We start from the raw sequence: 20,947 nt of genomic DNA on the forward strand, positions 1-20,947 counted from the left end.
CCTATGACTGCCCTCCGCCCATCGCAGGCCTCCGTGACTCTTTCGATTGTCATGGCGGTATTGAACGAGGCGGAAAATATACTCCCGGTGTGTCAGGAACTCGCAGGAGTTCTTGACCGCCTTCCGGAAAATACTGAAATTGTTGTCGTTGACGATGGCAGCACAGACGCCACCGTCCAGAAGCTTCTCGAAGCCCGGCAACAGTATCTTCCCAATATCAGAATCATCAGCCACCCACGGCGCCTTGGAAAATCCGCAGCCCTAAGAACAGGCGCAACCGCGGCCCATGGGGAATGGATGGCCACCATCGATGGTGATGGGCAGGACGATCCGTCTTCCATCATCCGGATGCTGGAACTTGCCCGCACAGCCAACACTCAACCTCCGCTCGTTGTCGGAGTGCGCCGCAAGCGGAATGACAGACTGTCGCGCCGCGTCGCCACAAAACTGGCAAACGGCCTGCGCCGCAGACTTCTGAACGATGGCTGTCCGGATACCGGTGCGCCCCTCAAGCTTTTTTCCCGCGAGATGTTTCTGCGTATTCCGCAGTTCGAGGGTGTCCATCGTTTCCTGCCAGCCCTGCTCGGGCATTACGGTGCACCGCTGATCTGCCATGAAGTCCAGCATCGTGCGCGACTGCACGGTTCTTCCAAATACACCAACTTCAATCGGGCTCTTGTTGGCATCCGCGATCTGTTGGGTGTCATGTGGCTACAGAACCGTACTCACCTGCCCGATCATCTGACCGAACACTGATCCATCCACGATAGGGGATGGCCTTTGGGCCCGTCTCCGTCCACCATTCCGTGATGGACCGGAACGGAGCCTCACCATGAAATTGACATTCCGGCACTATGCCCTCCTTGGGCTGGTCACCTTCCTGCTCGCTCTGTCAGGACGCATGACGCTTCCTCCGCTTGACCGCGACGAGCCGAGATACATGGAAGCCTCGGAGCAAATGCTGACCTCCGGCAATTTCGTGGATGTCCGTTTTCAGGATAAACCCCGCTACCTTCAGCCGGCCGGCATCTACTGGCTTGAAGCCTCTTCAGCACAAATCGCCAAGACATTTCTGGACCCAGGCGTTCTCAGAAAAACCTGGCCCTACCGTGTTCCAAGCCTTCTCGCAGCCACACTCATTGTTCCACTCACTGCCTGGATGGGAACAGTCCTGTTTGGCTCAACTACGGGCCTGATGGCTGCTGGCCTACTGATGGTCTCGACGCTTTTCGTCGCCGAGAGCCATATGGCGACGATCGACACTGTCCTGCTGCTCGATGTGCTGTGCTTTGAAGCAATGCTTCTAAGGGCCTTCACCGATCGCCAGAAAAATATCCCCACTCCGATTCCGGTCGCCTGCGGTTACTGGTTGGCTCTGGGCATTGGACTCATGCTCAAAGGACCAGTCGTTCTCATTCCCGGTTTCGGCACCCCTCTCGCGCTCTGGGCCGTGGAACGGAACAAGACATGGTGGTCCCGCCTCCGCCCCCACTGGGGCTGGCTCCTCATGCTCGCCGTGGTCGTTCCCTGGTGCATCGCAATTGACGTCGTCAGCCATGGTGAATTCTTCTCACGCGCCATCGGCCGAAACTTTCTGGGCAAAGTCGCGCACGGTCAGGAAGCACACGGACTTCCTCCCGGCTTTCACCTCCTGGTGTTTGCACTGGCATTCTGGCCCGGATCGCTCTTCGCAGCTCTGGCCCTGCCCGCCATCTGGAAAAACAGAAAACTTCCACAGGTCCGCTTCCTGCTAAGCTGGATCATTCCCCACTGGATCGTGTTCGAGCTTATCGCAACCAAGCTGCCGCACTATGTCCTCCCCACCTATCCAGCCATTGCCATTCTGACCGCAGCATCCCTAACAGTCTGGTCCGTGCCCACGCTATCTCGATTGGGTAAGGCCGCTTTAGGACTATACGGCACACTCTGGGCTATGATCGGAATAGCCTTCTGCGTTGCCGGAACAATCCTGCTTTACAAGATGGAACACGTCTTTTCTCTGCGCGAAGGCCTAGCTCTCTGTGGCACACTCCCTTTAATGGGAGCCGCAATTTTTCTGCTGCTGCGCCAGCATCGGCAACAGGCCGCCTTCTGTGCAATGGGCGCTGCAGTCATTGCACAGGCAGGTCTTTTCCTGGCTGTCATCCCCAACCTGCAGACAATCCGTCTGGCCCCACGGGTAGCCGCCCTTTTCGAAGACGTGAAACCCTGTGACCAAAGTGTGCTGGTTTCCACGTCTTACTCCGAGCCAAGTCTGGTTTTTCTTGCAGGCGAACAGACCCAGCTACTCGGCCCTGAAGCAGCCGCTCTTTACTTGCAAAAAAATCCAAAATGCACCCTCGCGCTTGTTGATCGAAAAGACGAGACTATTTTCAAAAATGCGCTGGGAAAAACCGGAATGAGCGTCGTCGAATATGGGCGCGTCAAAGGCCTGAACTACTCAAACGGCCATCACCTCGATCTGGGCCTCTTCGCCCCGGATTAACCTACACAAGTATACCCGCACCAAGTGCACAAACATCCCGCCGTTAAAGAAAACACCATGGTGGAGCTGAGGTCCACCAAATCTATGTGTCTGGGCGTCTCTGGCACCACCATTAAGTCAATGTTTTCATAGGAATAATTTTCAGAACTATCCCATGACGTCCCTAGAAGTCTCCCATGATGCCATTTTTTAACATGGGTTGGAACGTGGGTTTTCTATCATGGGTCGGATTTTCTAGGGTAGAATGGTGCATGCCCAGAATCGCTTCAAACCGCCTAACCGCCCGAACCGTCGCCTCTCTCAAGGACGGAGTTTATGGAGACGGAGGCAATCTATGGCTGACCATCAAAGGCAACGTCCGGGCATGGTCAGTCCGCTTCAAAAGCCCGATCACCGGGAAATCTCGTGAGATGGGCCTGGGCCCCGTCCGCGACGTGGGCTTGGCAGACGCTCGTCGTTTGGCAACAGAAGCCCGACACATGATAGCTGAAGGCTTGGATCCGATTGAAGAACGCAAGGCTGAGAAGGCCGCCCGAAAGCGTAAATCCGGACTGACTTTTGAGGACGTCGCTCGTCGATATATTCAGGAACAGACCCCCGCCTGGAAAGATCAGAGATCGGCACCCGTCTGGACCAGTTCTCTCGAGATTCACGTTTTCCCCACTTTCGGAAAGAAGCTCGTATCTGCGGTCGATACAGATGACGTCCTGCACATCCTTCGCCCCATATGGACCGAGAAGACAGAGACCGCAGGCCGGGTCCGTGGACGGATTGAACGGATCCTGGACTATGCAAAGACCCATGGCTGGCGAGAGAGTGAGAACCCGGCAAGATGGAGAGGACACCTTTCCAATATCCTTCCCGCTCCTTCAAAGGTCGCCAAAGTTGAACATCATGCCGCAGTGGATCGGAAAGACATCGCCCTAGTCATGGCTGCCCTCGCAGCATCAAATGGGCTTGCTGCCCAAGCCGTCCGGTTCTTGTGTCTGACTGCTGCCCGATCGGGTGAAGTCCGCTTTGCCACGTGGGATGAGATTGATCTGGAGCAGAAGATCTGGACAGTTCCAGCCGAACGCATGAAAGCCAAGCGGGAACATCGTGTCCCGTTAAGTGATGGTGCGCTGGAAATCCTGCAGGCTGTCTCCCCACTGCGCAATTCTCGCCAAGGCAACTTCATCTTCCCAGGGCAACAGCGGGGCAAAGCTCTAACAGACGTCGCTCTATCCAAGGCCCTTCACACAGCAGCCGGGACCAAAGATGTTACTGTCCATGGCCTGCGCTCTACCTTCAGAGACTGGGCGGCTGAAGAGACGGATTTTCCTAGGGAGGTCGCCGAGATGGCGTTAGCACACGCCATTGGTGATAAAGTGGAGGCTGCTTACCGGCGTGGCGATTTATTTTCAAAACGACGAGCTTTAATGGAGAGTTGGGAGAATATAATTTACTATTGCCAAGTATCTTAACATACTCTCTTCTTAAATAGGACGCACAATCAAGTGCGCCCAAAAGGAGAATTTATGTCTAGGTCTACAGAAGAGGACATCGCAAAAGCGGTGATACGCTATCTCGATACACTCCCAAACAAAGAAGACAAAGTAAGGAATATTATATATAATCTACCAAACCACATATCCCTTACTACCGAAGATACTAAAGAATCTAAAACCCGCGAGGGTGAAGAGGTCTGGGAGCAGCAGGTCAGAAATATCATTTGCCATAGAGGAGAAGATGGGAATGCTATTACTGACAAGCGCTTAAGCTATCCGGGCAGAGCGACCCTAAAAAAGCTCTAACATCTTTTTAGGGTGCTTGCTCTTGGATATATTATCTTGAAACCGGGATTTGTATCCAGGAGCAAACCATTTTAACTCAGTAGACGATGTTTGATTTTTATCCCAAACGAACCAAGCGTATGCAGTAGTCCCACTACTAGTTGCCTTCATTCCGGCGGGGTAGAAAGTAATTCTTTCACTAAAAACCCAAACTCTGGCAGGTGGCGTCTTATGAAAAATAGTATTTGTTCTCTTAGCTCCTTCCAAAAAAGCCAACCTAAGAAGTAATGCAAACTTACTCTCAGAGAGTTCTATCCCTTTTTTTATAAATCCTTCTGCACTATGAAACGGTGGATTAGTAACAATATTTTTAAACTTCTGGTTTGCTTCCAGAAAATCCACTCCGGACTCACCGTAACCGCGTTCATATAAATCAGAAGACCTAACTCGGGATCCGGTCGTCTCCAACACTTCCGCCATAGCTCCATTGCCACAAGCGGGCTCCCAGATTTCGCCTTCAAAACTTTCGTTATCAACTAAGGCGTGTGTAGCCCAGGCTGGTGTTGGGTAGAAATCAGGGCCATTCAAATCGGCATTACGTTTTGTAGTAGGCTTGTAGCCTCCGTTAAGATGATAAGTCGGATCCATCGTAGCTCTCCTAAAGCGCTTTTGTCCTATGTAGAACTCGTCGAGTCTGCTGCCTAGGACTTAAAGAATCCGCATCCGTTATGTGCGAGCACCTGAAAATTTCTGATCAAGATCCTTGCGTTTCGAAATCTTGATCCATCAGACTAAATCCATAGCCACCGCCCTCTGCAGGGTAACTATGGAGAACAAACCATGCACACCCTGAATGACTTCCCTGAATACGCCAGCATCCCTCTCATCACCCAGCGATTCAACATTAGCCGCTCAGGGATTTACCGGATGCTCAGCCAGGGAGACATTCAGGCCGTGAAGGTGGGACGCTCTACAAGGATCGTGACGCGCTCTGTGGAAGCTTACTTTGCTCGGTTACCGCGGCTGGGAGAGGTGGCTTGAAAACAGTTCCTGCCGTGGCATTTGTCAAAGTGGCATTTGCTCAAACTTTCCAGCTTTTCCCATAGGAAGCTTAAAAAGAGATCCGCCACCCACCTGACTGATAAAGGTTTCAATATCAGGCCATCGCCAAATCAAATTTGACGCGATCTGATGCACTGGTGTCTTTTGGTAACCGGGCGCCAAAACGAAACCTCGTAGCTTCGCTTGCCGGAACACAACACGTTCTGCTCGATTTTTCTGAATACGCCCATCGCCTGTGATGACAATCCAGTCATTACTTTCATTCTGAAGAAACGACATCCACTCGACGTCGGACGCATGCCTTCCGCAAGGTAGGTCTCGAATATGGGTAGCTGAATGGTTTCTATGGTGAAGAAAGCCATTCAATGTTTCCGCCAAAACGGGAGACGTACAATTGTCGAAAAAAACTTTCACGCTGCAAGAGCAGGCTCAGAAAGTTTTTGCTCAAAGGCAACAGCCCGCCGTACTGCCCGAACCGGCACATCCCACATCTTAGCCACCAGCTCCACCGAACCTTCCGTACGGACAGCAGAAGCCAGATGCTCGGTCGGAACTGACGTCTCTTTCTCTATGGGCTTACCGAACGAACGAGCGGGATCAATCAGTACTCCTGCCTTTTCGCCTTGGGGCCACCATGCTGTGGGATAAATCCCGTCAAACTGAATATCCCGCAAACTGTCCTTCACAACCCGTGCAAAAGCATATTGGCTCCTGAACAGATCCAAGCATTCTGGCTCTCCGTCCTCTTCAGCCTCAGATTCAGCCACTTGAAGAAAAACTGAACGACCGTCTGTTTTCAGCCATTTAGTCGCGAGCGGCCGCTCACCAACAACCTGTTGAGCGATTTCAATAGCTCGGCGTAGCTTCTTTGCACTCAGGCCATTTTCGATAAAGCTGGATGCTACACGAGCCTCCAACATATCCCGGAAACTTAAGTATGCTTTGCCATCGTCTAGGTCGATTTCAGACTTCCACAATGGTGAATAATGCTTCCCATTTGCCTCATGGCCTTGAAGCCACCTACGAAGTTTGGCGGAGCGGACGTTGATCAAACGCCCAGCTTCGGCAGGCGTATATAGCCCTATGCCGACTAGGGTTTGAACGTTCTGGCTCACTTACAATACTCCGCACCTATCCTTTTGGGGCACTATGCCGTGACGCCCATCAGATGTCATTACAAGAAAAGTTACATGTTCTGATGACCACTCAAACCATCAAAACGGCTTTTCGAAAATGGAGGCTTGCGGTCCGCTCAAATAGGATCTGTTCGATTTCGGACCAAAGGCGGGTGACTAGTGCGCTATCGCCAACTTGACTCACTTTCTCAGTCTAACCCCAGCCCCACTACCATTCTCAGGCACAAACTCTACACCAGCGGATTCCAAGGCTGTACGGATGGCAGTGATTGTAGTGGAACGAGGAGAGCTTTCTCCTCCTTCAATGCGAGCAATGGTCCGCTTTGGGAGCCCGCTTTCAGACGCCAATTTATCTTGTGTCCAGCCAATCAATGCGCGTCCTGCTCTCACCTGAGCTGGGCAAATAGCATCATTGATGACATTTTCTCTTGCATTCATAAAAGGAGAGTGTCACCTATGATGACATCTCGCAAGAGATAAAGCGGTCGAACAGAAGGGGTAGGAGCCTTCCTGTCCGACCTAACCACATACCGAAGGATAGTTCGGCAATGGCTAAGCACGTCTATACCATGCCCGCTGCTCGCGTGGCAGGGGCGCTCAATCTGCGCCTGGTTTCTGAAATGGTCTCTGGCTTCGGCATCTCCCTCATGCTGGCTCTCGCCCTCTTAGGGATGATGAAACCTGATCCGGTCATGAGCCGTCACGCCCCACGTCAGGTGGAGGCCGTGCGATGACCACCACACCAGCTTTACGCACTCCCATGGGTAGCCCTGACCAGATCGGCTTTGTGCGCATCTACGACATGAATATGGCTCCGGCCTTCCGACGTGGTGATTATGCCGCCTACCGGAAAGACGCGCCCATCTTCATTGCTGACGGCCAGTATGTGTTGGAAACTCTGCCGGGCTCTTATTCCGTCTATCGCGTCCAGCGCACCAAAGGCGGATTTAAGATTTGGCAAGACAACACGAGCACATTTCAGACAGTCTCCGCTGATACATTGGCCAGCATAAATCGTGGAATTGTCGTCGGAGCGTTTCTAACGTTTGACGCAGGCTTCATGCGCGGGGAGCCGGTCGTGTCTTCCTACACCAATGTAGCCACGGAGATTGTATTATGAATTTAATATTGTCCCCAGATATTTCGTGGTGTAGAATGACGTTCAACCACGTAATATTCATTTACGTGTCGACACTATGGGGTTTTCGTACACAGGCTGATGCCGGACGAGAACTGAAAGTCCGAGTGTCGGATCGGCTGCCTTTCCAGCTTACCCGCTGGTGGTCTGATGACTGGGCGAAGTGCCAAGCTGATGCTTGGGGGTCGAGAAGAGCATTAATCTCTTTTCAGGCGTACTTGGCATGACAGAACAAATCTCAGAAATAGATCGCGTAACGCTTCGTGTTCGGGAAGCGTGCCATATCTTCTCCCTCAGCCGTAGCGAGCTTTATCGCCGCATCGGATCCGGCGATATCGAGGCAATTAAAATCGGGCGGTCGACGCTTATCGTGAAGGATTCTGTCCTCCGATGGCTGTCGTCTCTGCCTCGCTTAAAAGACAAAAGCCTCTAATCCCTGAACCTACCCTACGTATGGAGCAGGTTTAGGGCCGCTTTGTCGTAGGCTGAGCCTCAAGGCTGAGACAATGACTATTATGAAGATTGAGCCCCGCGGCGAAAGCTTGCGGATGGCAACGGGGAAGAACTGCCTTCTCCAAGGCGATAAGCGCATTGCGCGCTATCTGGATATTTCCCCGCGCAGGGTCAAATACCTACGCCGGACCTATGGCCTGCCGGTCTTTCAGATTGGCCGAACAGTTTGTGCCCTGACAGAAAGGCTTGATGCCTGGAAAGAGGAGAGGGCATCAGCATGAAACGCCTTCATAACCCCTTCCATATCGGCCAAGTCCGCGGCTGCGCCGTGCGCTTTTTCCGTGCCCCGAATGACGTAGTTGCCCTGCCTTGGCATGCCTGTGCCGATCTGACAGCAGCCGCCGCGTTGCCGGACGACCTGCGAACGGTTTTTTTGAACATGACCAAATCCGGTCAATGGCAGGACAGCGTTCGAACAGTCGCCACAGACGCTGGAGATGTGCTGATTGCCCCGCATTTTGTTGCCCAGGGGGCCATGGGTGCTTTTCAGCAATATGGCCTCGTTGACGAGGGCTTTGAGGACGACTGGTGCATCACCGCTGCCGAAGCAGCCTGCAAAATGCAGGAAGGCATGAGCCCAGAAGAAAAGCTGAAGAACATCATAATGATGGGACGTCAGCATCTGGATCGGGAGGATGACCTGTAATGGACGCCTCTTTCATTCCCGGCCTGCTCCACGCAGCTGAGATCTGCGACCAGTTCGAGAACGAGAATTTTTCGATCTCGACGGAAAAAATGATGCTCCGGATGCAATATCCGGATCTGCAAGTACCTGGTGGCGATGGTTCTTGGTCCCTGTCCTTGTCAGACCATGAGCACATCCACTGTTGCAAGGCCCACGCCGCCCGCGAGATCGCAGCTTTCCTTCGCCGCCTCGTATCGGAAGGGAGCAAGTCATGAGCGCCTCCCTCAAAGTGGAAACCCCTCTTCATGAGGAGGCAGCCCGCAAAGCTGCTATGCTCGCCCGGAGCCTTCCAGTCTTCCCTTGCCGTGAAGACAAGGCACCCGCATGCCGCAACGGGTTCAAAGACGCTGTACGAGGCGAGAAAGATGCTCTCGCACTATGGCGTCAGTGCCCAGGACCGCTCATCGGCGTTCCGACTGGTGTCTTTTCCGGTTTTGACGTTCTGGATCTCGACTTGCAGCACGCAGCGGCTGACGAATGGTATGGCGAGCACTGCACTCAGCTTGCCGGTCACCGGATGCAGCGCACGCGCTCGGGGGGCGTGCATCTCCTTTTCCAGCATCGCGAGGGTCTGCGGAACAGTGCCAGCAAACTCGCACGCGGCGTCGATGTCAGGGCAGATGGCGGATACATCATCTGGTGGCCTGCTACAGGCTTGGAAATCATTGAACGGGTCCGTCCCCAGCTCTGGCCAGCCTGGCTGATCGAGGCCCTGACACCGGCACCACCCCCGAAAGCCGATCTATCAAAGATCGAGAACGGCCTGAAGGATGCGGACCGATATGCGGCCGGTGCCTTGCGTGCTGCCGTCCGGGCTGTTGCAGCAACCGGGCAAGGTGGCCGGAATGACCGCCTGAATGCAGAAACCTATTCCCTCGCCCGCTTCGTGCCTGAAGGATACCTGACTGTCAGCCAGATTGCGGAAGCCATGGCAGCAGCCGGACTGGAAGCGGGCCTCACGCCTCAGGAAATCCAAAAGACCATTGCGTCCGCGCTGAAATCGAGAGGTGTCATGTGAGCACCACTCTGGACCAGATTGTTTCCGGCGCGACAGACAAAGCCGTCACTGCACAGCATCAGGCAAAGGAACGTGAGGCACTTGGTCCGGCAGGGAGCAAGGCGCTCCTGACATTCGATACTGACAACTGGCAGGAAAGCAGCATCCCCAAACGTCCGTGGGTTGCTCCTGGCTATCTTCTGCGCGGCGCTGTTACCGTAGTAGTCGGGGCGCCTGCAGCAGGTAAATCGAGCCTGATGGTTGGATGGGCAGCAGCGCTCGGACTGGGCTTGCGCTATGGGCGTATGCAGACACCGCCCCGCAAGGTCATGACCTACAATGTCGAGGATGACCGCGACGAGCAGCGCCGTCGTTTCTCAGGTGTCCTGCGATACATGGGCCGCACATCTGCGGATCTCCGACAGAACGTCATCCGGATCGGCACGGATGGTATCGGAACCCTGCTGACCATCGACCCGAATACACATGCCCTCATTCCCACAGAAGCCATGCATCAGATGCTTCAGCAGATTGCCAGCATGCGCCCGGACGTCCTCATTCTGGATCCGCTAGTTGAGCTTCATGAGGCCGAGGAAAACGACAATACGGCCGTCCGCTCTGTCATGGCTTATTTCCGCAGTCTGGCAATCCGCTACGAGATGGCGGTTGTCCTGCTCCATCACACTCGTAAAGGCTCTTCAGCAACGGCTGGCGACCCTGACGTGGCACGCGGCGCATCGTCCGTCATCGGTGCTGCCCGTATCGTGCTGACAGTCACCGTCATGACCGAAGAGGAAGCCAATAACTTTGGGATCAAGGCTGACCATCGGCGGTTCTTCTCCCGCGTTGATGGCGCCAAGATCAATGCCGCTCCAATCGGGACTGCTGAATGGTTCGAGCGGGAGTCACGCGAATTGGACAACGGTGACATGGTGCCGGTCATGGTGCCCTGGTCCCCGCCGCATGACATGATCTCCATGGAGCAGATGGACGCTATCAAGGCAGGGATTGCGAAAGGCAGCCCGACCGGTCCGTGGAGCCCGAAGCTTTCAAAGGATGCCCGGTCTGTGAAACGCCTTCTGAGTGAGAGCGGTGTCAGCACTGCTGAAGGGCAACGGAAGGTTCTGGACGAACTGATGTGTGCCGGGTTCGTAGCAGCAACATTCAAACGCGGAGATAACCGGGTCAAAGCACAAGGCCTACGTGCTCCTGACGGCTCGCCTGGTAACGTACATTGGCTTTCAGGCGAAGACACATGATCCATGCATCTTCCATGCAAGATCCATGCATGCATGGATGTCGGAACCCTATAGGGGAGATGACCCATGCATGCGGGTCACTCACCCTTGCGGGTTCCGTGCAGGATCCATGCGGTAGCAGTTGTATCTTAGGGGGGAGACACCGCCCTCTCACGGCAGCGAAATACCCATTTGGGATTTCCCACAATGTCATACAGATCGGCCGTAATGTCCTACACAGACCCATCCGGACATTTCCAAAATGTCTTACACCGCCCACTTAATGTTTTACCCGTTACGGATATCCAACATCCCATAATGTTTTACCCAGGTAGACTTTTTGTTTTACCGAAAAGGGGAGTAACGGGGGGACCAACCTTTGCCCGAGCAGCACGTTGAAACGGAGGTGGCTATGCAAGAGAGAGAATTCTGCAGGACGCCTTGTTTGAAGGGCTGAATTGATCTTCAGGATGAGGAAGAAAAGAGACCCTTCCGCTCTCAAAAATCGTCTGCCTCATTTTTCGCGGCCGAAGACGAAATTTCGAAAACCTGGGCGCCCTGCCCTGCACCTGCATGGTCAGCCACACTTCGTACGCGCGGCGCCCAATCTACGTCTTTCACGCGCCCATCATGCCCGAGCAATTTAGCGCCATGCGAGCGTGCGTGGGAGCATATTGTGCGGACGAAATTCGTACACAGTCAGTTTTGCTCACTTTTAAGCCGTCCCGATCCGGACACCCGATTACATTTTCCCAATCAAGTAAAAACATAACGATCTTGCCTCCTGATCCCTCAGGACGTCTCCCGTTGTCCTAAAAGGCAAGCTCATTTGGGACATGAGAACGATGGGACAAAATGACGGAAAGTCCTTGTCCTATGAAATTATGTTTGACTTTTGAGACGGCATCAATCTAGGGTCTAAGGGATTTTTAGGACATGAGGCCCGCTATGAAGATTGGATATGCCCGCGTTTCGACGGTTGATCAGGATGCCGGACTGGAAGCCCAGATCCGGGATTTGAAGGCAGCCGGATGCGAGAAAGTCTTTGCTGAGAAGATCAGTGGCAAGGATGCAAAGCGCCCTGAACTGCTGGCTGCGCTTGAGTTTATCCGTGCTGGTGACGTGCTGGTGGTGACGAAGCCCGACCGCATGGCGCGCTCAACGGCTGACCTGCTGGCCTACGTTGAAGCATTGAAGACCAAGGGGTGCGGCCTGATTGTCCTGTCAATGAATGGGACAACGCTCGATACGACAAGCCCCACTTCAAAGCTGATGCTGACTATGCTTGCAGCGGTGGCAGAGTTTGAGCGTGACCTGATGCTAGAACGTCAACGGGAAGGCATCGCCAAGGCGCGCCAGGAAGGCAAATACAAGGGCCGCCCTCGAACGGTCATGTCCCAGGCTGAGACCATCCGCAGGATGAAGGCTGACGGCCTCTCGGCGGCTGCAATCGCCAAGGAACTAGGAATTGCACGGTCTGGCGTCTATCGGGCATTGGAGTCAAATAATTCATAAGTCATCACAGCCCATCATAGGGCTTTAGAAACCTTCATTTTGTCCCTTCTTGTCCCTCAAACAGAATGAAGGCGAAACACTGTCTCGATAGACTCCCCCTCATGCAAATCATGAATGGGACACACCCCGATATGACAGACTGCATTTCAATGCAGGAAGCGGCGCGCCGCATCAGCATCTCTAAATCTACCTTGGAAAGACTTCTTGCCAGCGGGCGAGGACCTGAGACTTTCCGTGTTGGGCGCCGTCGCCTGATCCGCATTGAGCATCTTAACGTCTGGCTCAAAAATCAGGGCGCCGTGATGGTAGGTGCGGCATGACCCATACCCTCGAAACGGCGGCCCAGGCTGCCGGTCTGATCGATATGGATTTGCTCAAGATCGCTGATCCAGCCCTTGCTCCTGAAAAGGCCGTTGCCGTGCTCCAAGGGCGGTATCCTGCCGCCTTCGTTCCACGTGAGATCCCTAACGCCTGCACCATGTCCGATGCGGATTACCGGGCTGCAAAGCAAAAACTGGACAGCAACACGCACTACGATTTTCGCCAGGCACAGGATAAAGAATGGCTGAAACAGGCGGAGATCAAATATGGCACTCGAGGTGCATCACAATGACCCCAGAGCAAGAAATACAAGATCGATTTCATGCTGTTCGTGCAATTTACGAAAATGCACGCGGACGAAGCAATTGCCCATGGGATCTTCTGGACCGAAAAGTACAAGCACTATCCATCCTGGTCTCCCGCACAATCAATGCTGATTGGGCTAACCGAGCACCGGCAAAGAAACAGGCTGAATATACTCGTACCCTTGTTGAGTTAGATAATGCTGCAGACGAGTTTACTCGTTGGCGAGATATGCCAGCACAGGAACTCGCCAACGCATCCGTTAAAGCCACGATGCCCCCTGAGGCGCCTCCTGCTCAACCTGCGGAACGCGCTCGTATCCTTCTGGACAGCCTGCACCAGCGCGGCATCAGATTGGAAGTAGGTAGCAAGGGCCGTATCAGCGCTCGCCCTGCACGCCTTTTGACTGATCAGGACAAGCAATCCCTGATTGCTCTGAAAGCTTTTGTGGCGGCTCTCTGGAAAGAGAGAAATGACGTGTGGGTGGTCGAATAATGGCTACCAAAACAGACTCTTCAATCGTGGACGGTATCACTGTCCACGCAATCGTCTTTTGCCCCTCTGTGGACGATTGGAAGGAAGGCTGAAATGGGCCGCCAATGCACTATCTGCGCGCACCCCCTGGTCCGCGACATTGACCGCGCTTTGATTGATCCTCACCGGACCTATCTGAGCGTGGCAGAGGCGTTTCCTGGCACTCATGCCAAGGCTTTAGAGCGTCACCACAAGACCCACTTGATTCCGCGTTTGCAAAAGGTCGACGGACTCCGGCAGGGCGACGCAGAAGAGGCCATTGGCTTACTTGCTCAGATGGATGATCTGCGCGAACGGGCCATGAAGCTGTTGAAACAGGCTGAAGACGGCGGAAACACCCGAACGGCACTAGCTGCCGTAAAAGAAATCCGGGGCGTTCTCGACAGTCTTGCCCGCATCACCGGCGAAGGCACACGCACAGGCACGGTGATCAACGTCTTCAATGCGCCTGCCTGGGTCAATGTGCAGACGAATATCCTGACGGCTCTGACACCCTTTCCCGAGGCACGCGCTGCTGTAGTGAAGGCATTGGCGCAGACAGAGCATGATTGAAGCTGACATTAATCGCGAACTGGTCCACGCGCTCGACCCGGTAGCATTCGCAGTCGAGCGCCTTGGTTTCACGCCTGACCCTTGGCAGGAACGCGTCCTCCGCTCAAACAGCAATCGCATTCTACTCAACTGCACCCGTCAGGCTGGTAAGACCACCATCACGGCAGTTCTCAGCCTGCATACGGCCATTTATCAACCGCGATCCCTCATTCTTCTTTTCAGTAAAGCGCAACGCCAGTCCTCGGAGCTATTGGCCAAGATCCACGGCTACATAAATACCATGGAAAGGCCACCTCTCCTGACGAAAGAGGCCGCAACTGAAATCCGCCTAAAGAACGGCTCCCGTGTCGTCTCTCTTCCTGGAGACGGGGACAGCATCCGCGGCTATTCCGCCCCCAACCTCATTGTTGAAGACGAAGCCGCATTCGTCACCGATGAGCTTTACGAAGCCTTTCTCCCAATGCTTGCCACCAGCAATGGGCGCCTGATCCTCATGAGCACCCCAAATGGTAAACGTGGTCACTTTCATGCAGCTTGGTCAGGCATGAACACGAAGTGGCAGCGGGAAAGCATCACCGCCAGCCAGGTCTCGCGCATCAGCCCGGAATACCTTGAAGACATGCGCGCTGAATACGGCCCCTGGAAATTCCAGCAGGAGTTCTTCTGCAAATTCGTGGAGGCCAACGACCAGTTCTTCTCTGATGAAGCCATTGAGCGCGCCTTTTCCCGACAGGTTCCTCTTCTCTCCCTCAATTTCGAGATCCCTGCATGACGAACAATTTGCTTCGAGATCAGTTGATCGAAGACCGGTACGAAATCACTCCGGGCAGCCTGTCCGGCTATACGGTCGGACTGGATCTGGGGAAGTCACAGGATTTCACAGCCATCAGCATTGCCGAGGCCTGGAAGTGTGAGCGACTCCGGTGGCAGAAAACGCGCTTTCAGCCTATGGCAGAAATTGCCTCTCGACGACCGGTCAATCGTTACCGGGTTGTGAATGTCCGACGATACCCTCGTGGTACGCCTTATCCTGATATCTATCGCTCGGTTCAGTCGATCCTTGCGCAACTTCCTGCCGCCCCCATGGCTCCGTCGCTCTTTGTCGACCGCACAGGAGTAGGCGGCCCTGTAGTAGACGCCATGCGGGAGATGGGCATTGCTCTAACCGGCATATCTATTACCGGAGGAAGCAGAATCAATCGCGTGTCGTCTCAGGACGTGAACGTGCCAAAAGCGCTGCTCGCTTCCAGCCTGGACATTGCTTTTGCTGAAGACCGATTGGAACTGACATCGGAGGCCGAAGCGTCTGACGCTCTACGAGCTGAGTTACAAGGCTTCCGAGTCAAGAAGACATCGCATGGCAACGAAACCATGGAAGCCTGGCGTGAAGGAATCCATGACGATCTGGTCCTGGCGACCGCAATGGCTATCTGGGGCGCAGATAACCGGCCTCAGCCTGCGACTTGGAGACCAACGTCTTTTACGATTGGACGATAATTCGTCCCTCCACAGCCCACGACATCCCCTAAAAACCCATCATTAAACATGGGTTTTATCGTGGGTCAGAAGAAGTAATTTTTCAATAAATGACTATTTATCAAGGAAAATAACGCCTCCATGGTGGAGCTGAGGGGAATCGAACCCCTGACCTTCTCATTGCGAACGAGGCGCTCTCCCAACTGAGCTACAGCCCCATGGTGTTTGTGATAGTTCTGACAGAGAGTGTTTCTGTCAAGCATTCGGAGAGAGAGTTGTCCTCTCCCGGAGAGACAGATACAAAACCCGCTTCTGCCCGACTGCTGTCGGGTCTTTCGCGACTGCCGACGAGGTTTTCAGCATGCTTGCCCTGCACGCCATTATCCTGATGATCATTCAGGCCTTCGTCTGGGCCCTTCTGGCTTACTGTATCCTGTCCATGCTTCTGGGCTTTGGCGTTCTGGATATCCGTAACCGGTTTTTCTATTCGCTGTTCAACACACTGGCCCGCGTTGTCGAACCTCTGCTCTCTCCTATCAGGAACATCCTACCCAGTACGGGTGGCATGGATTTCGCCCCGATGATCCTGTTGCTGCTGATCCAGTTCCTTGTCTATCCGCTCGTGAACCGTGTCTTCGCAATGCTGATCTATCACTCCGCCTTCTGAACCCTACCTCACCGCGCGCCACACTTCTTCCATTGCATCGGCAAGAACATCGTGCGGTTCACTCCACTGCCCATCATGGGCAGGAGGTTGCATCCAGACACGCCATCCCTTCCCTGCGTCCCGTTCGATCCGCAACGCCCAGTCCTCAGGCAACCGACTGAGAACGCGCTCCAGACGCACTTGGCTGGTGAGCGGCTTGGCATAATTATGCCCCATAACAGTAGCCCTTCTTCAATCAGACATTCCAAGTCTAGAAGACCATATTCACCGCAACTTCCGGCATGATGGCTCTAGACGCATTATGCCCTGTAAATGGGACGATAACCCCGCCAATAAAACCCATGGCCGGGCTCCAGTTATACTCCATTGCTGGACCAAGGTTGTAAGAGCCTGACCAGGACGACCGAGTATGCACCAGCTGTGAGGTTTTACGGTATTTCCCAGTCAGTTCAGTCGAGCCGACCCAAGTGCCATAAAGATCCAGAGACATCACCCAGCGTTTTGTCAGGCCATATTCGAAAGACGCCCCTTCGTTACCAAACGTCCCAGGGTGGGCAGTTCCCGAAAAGCCAGTCGATGTTCCGTAGCTGGTTATATCGTGTAAATGAGCCGTTGTGAGAGGCCGCCGCCCCACAGCCCAAATCCGTAACCGTGCAGCGTGCCCCATAAGCCGATAGACAGACTGGCTTTGGAACCCGAAGCGCAAAAACCAGACACCCTGCCCCACACCATTTTGAGACTGCGACAAACCGGAATAATTCCTCGTAGGAGCAATAAACCCCAGATAAGCCGTCACGGAGGGCCGATACCGTGCCGGACGCGCTGTCAGAATATTATAATGAAGCTCAATTGGCAGATCATTGAACTTTACGCCCGTACTGCTCTGACCTTTTCCCCATCCATAGGAAAATGTCGGTAACGAATAGATCGAAAGCCGATCCGTCAGACCATATTTGATCAATGTGTATTGAGACACTGACCTCTGAGCCGTGACAGGCCGGATTTCTCCCTGCGCATCGAACCGCCCCGAAGGGACGGCCCCCTGCAAATACGGTTCAACAGCAAGAGCACCAGCTTTTGTTTCTGCTGGAGAGGGTGAAAACAAAGATCCCGTATACCATTGCTCAGGAACAGTCTGAGAAGCCGAAAAAGCCCTTGAAACTGACAGACTCTCCAAACAACAGAAAACAGCAAAAAGGAAGGAGAAAGTACGAATATTGATGTCGAAGCACCATTATGTTGGCCGATGGAACAAACCACCTCCACCATACGCAACTTTCGACACACCTCAACTCTCAACCAACCCTTCGTGCCTTCATATTTTTGAAATCCGGAAATTCAGAAACCTCAGGCTGTCCCACCAACCGTCAAACCCGAGAGTTTCAGCGTCGGTTGCCCCACGCCAACCGGCACACCCTGTCCGGCCTTTCCACAGGTCCCGATCCCGGGATCAAGCGCCATATCAGACCCAATCATGGAAATCTGGTTCATGACATCTGCGCCGTTACCAATCAGAGTGGCGCCCTTCACAGGCCGCGTCACCTTTCCATCCTCAATCAGATACGCCTCTGACGCCGCGAAAACGAACTTCCCAGACGTAATATCAACCTGACCACCGCCAAAATTGACCGCATACAGACCCCGCTTCGTTGAGCGGATCATCTCTTCCGTAGTCGCGCTCCCTTCCAGCATGACGGTATTCGTCATCCGGGGCATCGGCGCATGGGCATAAGACTCCCGCCGACCATTCCCGGTCGGAGACACACCCATCAGGCGTGCATTCAAACGGTCCTGCAAATACCCAGTCAGAATACCGTCCTCGATCAGAACCGTGCGACCCGTCGGCGTTCCCTCATCATCAATGCTCAGCGACCCACGACGTTCCGGCAACGTGCCATCATCAATAACCGTCACGCCCGGCGAAGCCACACGCTTTCCGACCATCCCCGTAAACGACGATGTCCCTTTGCGGTTGAAATCCCCTTCCAACCCATGACCCACAGCCTCATGAAGCAGAATACCCGGCCAGCCCGGACCAAGAACCACGTCCATTTCACCAGCTGGTGCAGGAGCTGCATCTAGGTTCAGAAGCGCCTGCCTCAGCGCCTCATCCACAGCCGCTTTCCATGTTCCGGCATCCAAAAGCCGCGACAGCTCGTATCGACCGCCCTGCCCATGCCCACCACTCTCGCGGCGACCATCTTTTTCCACAACAACCGACACGTTCAGACGCACCAGCGGCCGCAGATCAGCAACCCGGCCACCAGCATCGGCCCGACGCATGATCTGCACAGCCTGCCACTCGGAACTCAGACTGGCGCTCACCTGCACAACACGCGAATCCAGTGCCCGCGCATATGTATCAATCTCGCCGAGAACCGCCGCCCGCGCCGCAAAATCCGTGCCTTCCAGAGGTCTGGCATCAGCATAAAGCCGCTGGTTTGTAGACCGTGGCCCGGGCGCCATAATGCCACTACGCCCTTGTCGCACAGCCCCAACCGTGCTCACCGCACGCGCAAGAGCCTCCTCACTCATTTCGTCCGAATGAGCAAAAGCCGTTTCGGTCCCGAGAACCGCGCGCAAACCAAACCCGGAAGACGTCGTGAAGCTGGCAGACCGGATCGTACCATCATCCAAAGAGATGCCTTCGTTCTCGCGATATTCAAGAAACAGCTCTCCGTCATCCACGCCTTCCAAGCCCTGCGCCACCAGAGCCTCCGCGCCATCCCGCGTCAGTCGGGATCCCGGACGGTCGAAAAACAGGGCATCCGTTGTGGCAAGAGCCCCCAGCGCTTCTGCGGCAATGGACATGGTCTTGATCTCCTGGCTGAGAGGGCGAAACGAGGTTCAGAGATAGTGTGCGAGACGCTGAAGAGAAGAGGGCAGGCTCAGGACAGAGCCTTTTCCAGTCTGCAAAGCGCTTCTTCAAGGATTTCAGGCTTCTTGCAGAACGCAAAGCGGATCAGGTTTTGCGGAGCAGCCGGACCGCCAGGATCGTAGAACGCAGAAACAGGGATGGTCGCAACACCGGCCTGCTCAACCAGCCATTTTGCAAACTCTACATCCGTTCGCCCCTGCGCATGGCCCGTAATGTCCGCCACGATGAAATAACTTCCATCGGCAGGCAACGTCTCAAATCCCAGACGATTCAAACCATTCCGCAACAGATCCCGGCGCAGTTCCAGATCAGCTGACAGACCTTGATAGTACTCATCGTCCTTGTTCAGACCATGAGCCACCGCCCGCTGAAGATTAGGAGCCGTAGCAAAAACCATCACCTGATGCGCCTTCGCAATCACAGACGCTAACGCAGCGGAAGCAGTCACATACCCGACCTTCCACCCCGTCAGGGAGAAACTCTTCCCTGCACTGCCAATTCTCATGCATCGTTCGCGCATGTCCGGCAGCGTCATCAACGGAATATGTTTCACGTGGAACGTCAGGTGCTCATACACCTCATCGCAAACCACATACGCATCATGGTCTCGAACCAGTTCGGCAATCAGATCCAGCTCTGCCCGCGAAAAGACCTTCCCAGCCGGATTCATGGGAGAGTTCAGAATCATCGCTTTGGTCTTCGGACCAAAAGCGGCTCTGAGCTCCTTTTCCGGAAGATCCCAGTGCGGTGGCTGCAAACGCACACATTTCGGAACAGCCCCGATCAACTTCAGCATGGGAAGATAGGTGTCATACAGCGGCTCAATCAGAACCACTTCATCGCCCGCTTCCACAACCGCCATCAAACAGGCTGCCAGAGCCTCCGTCGCACCAGACGTCACAACCACTTCCGTCGCGGGATCAATCTCCAGCCCATAGAAACGCTGGTTAGACGCCGCAACTGCTTCCCGTAACTCAGGCAACCCGGTCAACGGGGCATACTGGTTCCGGTTATCCTTCAAAGCCTCGGCGGCAACCGCGATAATATCCGCAGGCCCCTCCGTATCCGGAAACCCTTGCCCCAGATTGATCGCATCATGCTTGAACGCAAGCTGGGACATAACCGTGAACACAGTTGTGGGAAGTGACGAAAGATAGCGATTGGGCGTTTTCATGAACCGGGACTTTGACAGGAGCAGAAAGGAATTTTCACCATTGCAGGAGGAGCGTCGTGTGAAAAGCCATTCCGTCCTTGAAGGGCGGCTCTAAACACTTGCCCCATGATGACACAGATAGAAGCCCACTTGCCTTGGAAATCATAAAGTTTTCCCGATCGGACAACACAGAACAGGGAACATTGCTCCCATACCTTATACGACCGAAAGCCATACCCGATCAGTTCAAACCCCGTTTCCGGACATTTCCTTTCTTCAAAAGATGATAAAATGAAGCGCTGTGTCGTACTCGACAGATGGGAAATTGTCCCGTAATCGTTTTGAAGCCGTTCACACGATGCAAGGCGACAGATCGATGGCCAGAAAAGCCCCTACTTCTTCCACCGCCAAACCGAAAGCCGCTGCTCCGCGCCGCGCTTCCGCCAAGGCAGCAACACCCAAGACCACAGCCGCAGCTGGCAAGCCGCCGGCACCGAACCCCGCAGCCGTAGCGCGCGTTTT

At 54.3% G+C, this 20,947-nt stretch carries 29 protein-coding genes and 1 tRNA gene; 21 read left to right on the plus strand and 9 right to left on the minus strand.

Features of this window, described 5'->3' with window-relative positions:
* Positions 1 to 3: 3 nt before the first annotated feature.
* The 4 genes from GJA01_RS05435 (at position 4) to GJA01_RS05450 (ending at position 4,278) form a co-directional block, all read left to right on the plus strand.
* Entirely contained in the window at positions 4 to 756 is a 753-nt protein-coding gene (locus GJA01_RS05435; protein ID WP_062503321.1) for a glycosyltransferase family 2 protein, read from the plus strand.
* Between the two features lie 76 nt (positions 757 to 832).
* Positions 833 to 2,485 (plus strand): ArnT family glycosyltransferase, encoded by a 1,653-nt coding sequence (locus tag GJA01_RS05440; protein ID WP_062503323.1) that lies wholly within the window; start codon positions 833 to 835, stop codon positions 2,483 to 2,485.
* Between the two features lie 251 nt (positions 2,486 to 2,736).
* Positions 2,737 to 3,948 carry a tyrosine-type recombinase/integrase gene (locus tag GJA01_RS05445; RefSeq protein WP_062503324.1) on the plus strand — a complete coding sequence of 404 codons (1,212 nt, stop codon included), beginning with the start codon at positions 2,737 to 2,739 and terminating at the stop codon, positions 3,946 to 3,948.
* A 54-nt stretch (positions 3,949 to 4,002) separates the two neighbouring features.
* Complete coding sequence (locus GJA01_RS05450) at positions 4,003 to 4,278, plus strand: hypothetical protein (protein ID WP_062018531.1); 276 nt, start codon at positions 4,003 to 4,005, stop codon at positions 4,276 to 4,278.
* On the opposite strand, the gene GJA01_RS05455 is transcribed toward GJA01_RS05450, so the two are convergent.
* Positions 4,264 to 4,905 carry a hypothetical protein gene (locus GJA01_RS05455; RefSeq protein ID WP_062503326.1) on the minus strand — a complete coding sequence of 214 codons (642 nt, stop codon included), beginning with the start codon at positions 4,903 to 4,905 and terminating at the stop codon, positions 4,264 to 4,266. The two genes, GJA01_RS05450 and GJA01_RS05455, sit on opposite strands and share 15 nt — an antisense overlap.
* A gap of 192 nt (positions 4,906 to 5,097) precedes the next feature.
* Here GJA01_RS05455 and GJA01_RS05460 point away from each other — a divergent pair, with 192 nt between their 5' ends.
* The gene (locus tag GJA01_RS05460; RefSeq protein ID WP_062503327.1) at positions 5,098 to 5,298 is read left to right on the plus strand and encodes a helix-turn-helix domain-containing protein; all 201 of its coding nucleotides are present in this window, start codon (positions 5,098 to 5,100) and stop codon (positions 5,296 to 5,298) included.
* A gap of 24 nt (positions 5,299 to 5,322) precedes the next feature.
* Here the strand turns inward: GJA01_RS05460 and GJA01_RS05465 are convergent, their stop codons facing one another.
* The 3 genes from GJA01_RS05465 to GJA01_RS05475 all read right to left on the minus strand — a co-directional run bounded on the left by GJA01_RS05465 (position 5,323) and on the right by GJA01_RS05475 (position 6,893).
* The gene (locus tag GJA01_RS05465) at positions 5,323 to 5,733 is read right to left on the minus strand and encodes a PIN-like domain-containing protein (protein WP_048842957.1); all 411 of its coding nucleotides are present in this window, start codon (positions 5,731 to 5,733) and stop codon (positions 5,323 to 5,325) included.
* The gene (locus GJA01_RS05470) at positions 5,730 to 6,434 is read right to left on the minus strand and encodes a hypothetical protein (protein WP_048842956.1); all 705 of its coding nucleotides are present in this window, start codon (positions 6,432 to 6,434) and stop codon (positions 5,730 to 5,732) included. The genes GJA01_RS05465 and GJA01_RS05470 overlap by 4 nt, the downstream gene beginning before the upstream one ends.
* A 201-nt stretch (positions 6,435 to 6,635) precedes the next feature.
* Positions 6,636 to 6,893 carry a helix-turn-helix domain-containing protein gene (locus GJA01_RS05475; protein WP_082067401.1) on the minus strand — a complete coding sequence of 86 codons (258 nt, stop codon included), beginning with the start codon at positions 6,891 to 6,893 and terminating at the stop codon, positions 6,636 to 6,638.
* Positions 6,894 to 7,003: 110 nt separating this feature from the next.
* On the opposite strand from GJA01_RS05475, the gene GJA01_RS05480 reads away from it, so the two are divergent.
* The 15 genes from GJA01_RS05480 (at position 7,004) to GJA01_RS05555 (ending at position 15,748) form a co-directional block, all read left to right on the plus strand.
* The gene (locus GJA01_RS05480) at positions 7,004 to 7,189 is read left to right on the plus strand and encodes a hypothetical protein (protein ID WP_048842955.1); all 186 of its coding nucleotides are present in this window, start codon (positions 7,004 to 7,006) and stop codon (positions 7,187 to 7,189) included.
* Entirely contained in the window at positions 7,186 to 7,575 is a 390-nt protein-coding gene (locus tag GJA01_RS05485) for a S24/S26 family peptidase (protein WP_062503328.1), read from the plus strand. Before GJA01_RS05480 ends, GJA01_RS05485 begins: the two co-directional genes overlap by 4 nt.
* Before the next feature lie 241 nt (positions 7,576 to 7,816).
* Positions 7,817 to 8,026 carry a helix-turn-helix domain-containing protein gene (locus GJA01_RS15730; protein ID WP_062503330.1) on the plus strand — a complete coding sequence of 70 codons (210 nt, stop codon included), beginning with the start codon at positions 7,817 to 7,819 and terminating at the stop codon, positions 8,024 to 8,026.
* An 82-nt stretch (positions 8,027 to 8,108) separates the two neighbouring features.
* Complete coding sequence (locus tag GJA01_RS05500; protein ID WP_099282297.1) at positions 8,109 to 8,327, plus strand: DNA-binding protein; 219 nt, start codon at positions 8,109 to 8,111, stop codon at positions 8,325 to 8,327.
* Complete coding sequence (locus GJA01_RS05505; RefSeq protein WP_062503334.1) at positions 8,324 to 8,752, plus strand: hypothetical protein; 429 nt, start codon at positions 8,324 to 8,326, stop codon at positions 8,750 to 8,752. Before GJA01_RS05500 ends, GJA01_RS05505 begins: the two co-directional genes overlap by 4 nt.
* Positions 8,752 to 9,006, plus strand: a complete 255-nt coding sequence (locus GJA01_RS05510; protein ID WP_062503336.1) for a hypothetical protein — start codon at positions 8,752 to 8,754, stop codon at positions 9,004 to 9,006. Before GJA01_RS05505 ends, GJA01_RS05510 begins: the two co-directional genes overlap by 1 nt.
* On the plus strand, positions 9,003 to 9,809 hold the full coding sequence (locus GJA01_RS05515; protein WP_062503338.1) for a bifunctional DNA primase/polymerase: 807 nt from the start codon (positions 9,003 to 9,005) through the stop codon (positions 9,807 to 9,809). Before GJA01_RS05510 ends, GJA01_RS05515 begins: the two co-directional genes overlap by 4 nt.
* Entirely contained in the window at positions 9,806 to 11,047 is a 1,242-nt protein-coding gene (locus GJA01_RS05520) for an AAA family ATPase (protein ID WP_062503339.1), read from the plus strand. The genes GJA01_RS05515 and GJA01_RS05520 overlap by 4 nt, the downstream gene beginning before the upstream one ends.
* Before the next feature lie 927 nt (positions 11,048 to 11,974).
* Positions 11,975 to 12,541 carry a recombinase family protein gene (locus GJA01_RS05525; protein WP_062503341.1) on the plus strand — a complete coding sequence of 189 codons (567 nt, stop codon included), beginning with the start codon at positions 11,975 to 11,977 and terminating at the stop codon, positions 12,539 to 12,541.
* A 131-nt stretch (positions 12,542 to 12,672) separates the two neighbouring features.
* The gene (locus GJA01_RS05530; protein ID WP_062018498.1) at positions 12,673 to 12,861 is read left to right on the plus strand and encodes a helix-turn-helix domain-containing protein; all 189 of its coding nucleotides are present in this window, start codon (positions 12,673 to 12,675) and stop codon (positions 12,859 to 12,861) included.
* On the plus strand, positions 12,858 to 13,154 hold the full coding sequence (locus GJA01_RS05535) for a hypothetical protein (protein WP_062503343.1): 297 nt from the start codon (positions 12,858 to 12,860) through the stop codon (positions 13,152 to 13,154). The genes GJA01_RS05530 and GJA01_RS05535 overlap by 4 nt, the downstream gene beginning before the upstream one ends.
* 242 nt (positions 13,155 to 13,396) lie before the next feature.
* Positions 13,397 to 13,660 (plus strand): hypothetical protein, encoded by a 264-nt coding sequence (locus GJA01_RS05540; protein WP_048842943.1) that lies wholly within the window; start codon positions 13,397 to 13,399, stop codon positions 13,658 to 13,660.
* 93 nt (positions 13,661 to 13,753) lie between these two features.
* Positions 13,754 to 14,251 carry a hypothetical protein gene (locus tag GJA01_RS05545; protein WP_062503347.1) on the plus strand — a complete coding sequence of 166 codons (498 nt, stop codon included), beginning with the start codon at positions 13,754 to 13,756 and terminating at the stop codon, positions 14,249 to 14,251.
* Entirely contained in the window at positions 14,244 to 15,023 is a 780-nt protein-coding gene (locus GJA01_RS05550) for a terminase large subunit domain-containing protein (protein WP_062503349.1), read from the plus strand. The genes GJA01_RS05545 and GJA01_RS05550 overlap by 8 nt, the downstream gene beginning before the upstream one ends.
* Complete coding sequence (locus tag GJA01_RS05555; RefSeq protein WP_062503351.1) at positions 15,020 to 15,748, plus strand: hypothetical protein; 729 nt, start codon at positions 15,020 to 15,022, stop codon at positions 15,746 to 15,748. The genes GJA01_RS05550 and GJA01_RS05555 overlap by 4 nt, the downstream gene beginning before the upstream one ends.
* Before the next feature lie 121 nt (positions 15,749 to 15,869).
* Here GJA01_RS05555 and GJA01_RS05560 read toward each other — a convergent pair.
* Positions 15,870 to 15,945: transfer RNA gene (locus GJA01_RS05560), tRNA-Ala, on the minus strand.
* A 143-nt stretch (positions 15,946 to 16,088) separates the two neighbouring features.
* On the opposite strand from GJA01_RS05560, the gene GJA01_RS05565 reads away from it, so the two are divergent.
* Entirely contained in the window at positions 16,089 to 16,394 is a 306-nt protein-coding gene (locus GJA01_RS05565; protein WP_062503353.1) for a YggT family protein, read from the plus strand.
* A 3-nt stretch (positions 16,395 to 16,397) separates the two neighbouring features.
* On the opposite strand, the gene GJA01_RS05570 is transcribed toward GJA01_RS05565, so the two are convergent.
* The 4 genes from GJA01_RS05570 to GJA01_RS05585 all read right to left on the minus strand — a co-directional run bounded on the left by GJA01_RS05570 (position 16,398) and on the right by GJA01_RS05585 (position 20,446).
* Positions 16,398 to 16,610 carry a hypothetical protein gene (locus tag GJA01_RS05570; RefSeq protein WP_062503355.1) on the minus strand — a complete coding sequence of 71 codons (213 nt, stop codon included), beginning with the start codon at positions 16,608 to 16,610 and terminating at the stop codon, positions 16,398 to 16,400.
* Between the two features lie 34 nt (positions 16,611 to 16,644).
* Positions 16,645 to 17,499 carry a hypothetical protein gene (locus GJA01_RS05575; protein ID WP_062503357.1) on the minus strand — a complete coding sequence of 285 codons (855 nt, stop codon included), beginning with the start codon at positions 17,497 to 17,499 and terminating at the stop codon, positions 16,645 to 16,647.
* A 242-nt stretch (positions 17,500 to 17,741) separates the two neighbouring features.
* Positions 17,742 to 19,205, minus strand: a complete 1,464-nt coding sequence (gene tldD, locus GJA01_RS05580) for a metalloprotease TldD (RefSeq protein ID WP_062503359.1) — start codon at positions 19,203 to 19,205, stop codon at positions 17,742 to 17,744.
* Between the two features lie 77 nt (positions 19,206 to 19,282).
* Positions 19,283 to 20,446 carry an aminotransferase gene (locus GJA01_RS05585; RefSeq protein WP_062503361.1) on the minus strand — a complete coding sequence of 388 codons (1,164 nt, stop codon included), beginning with the start codon at positions 20,444 to 20,446 and terminating at the stop codon, positions 19,283 to 19,285.
* Positions 20,447 to 20,947: the final 501 nt, after the last annotated feature.

The organism is Gluconobacter japonicus (assembly GCF_002723975.1).
In the GTDB taxonomy this organism is placed as follows: Bacteria; Pseudomonadota; Alphaproteobacteria; order Acetobacterales; family Acetobacteraceae; genus Gluconobacter; species Gluconobacter japonicus.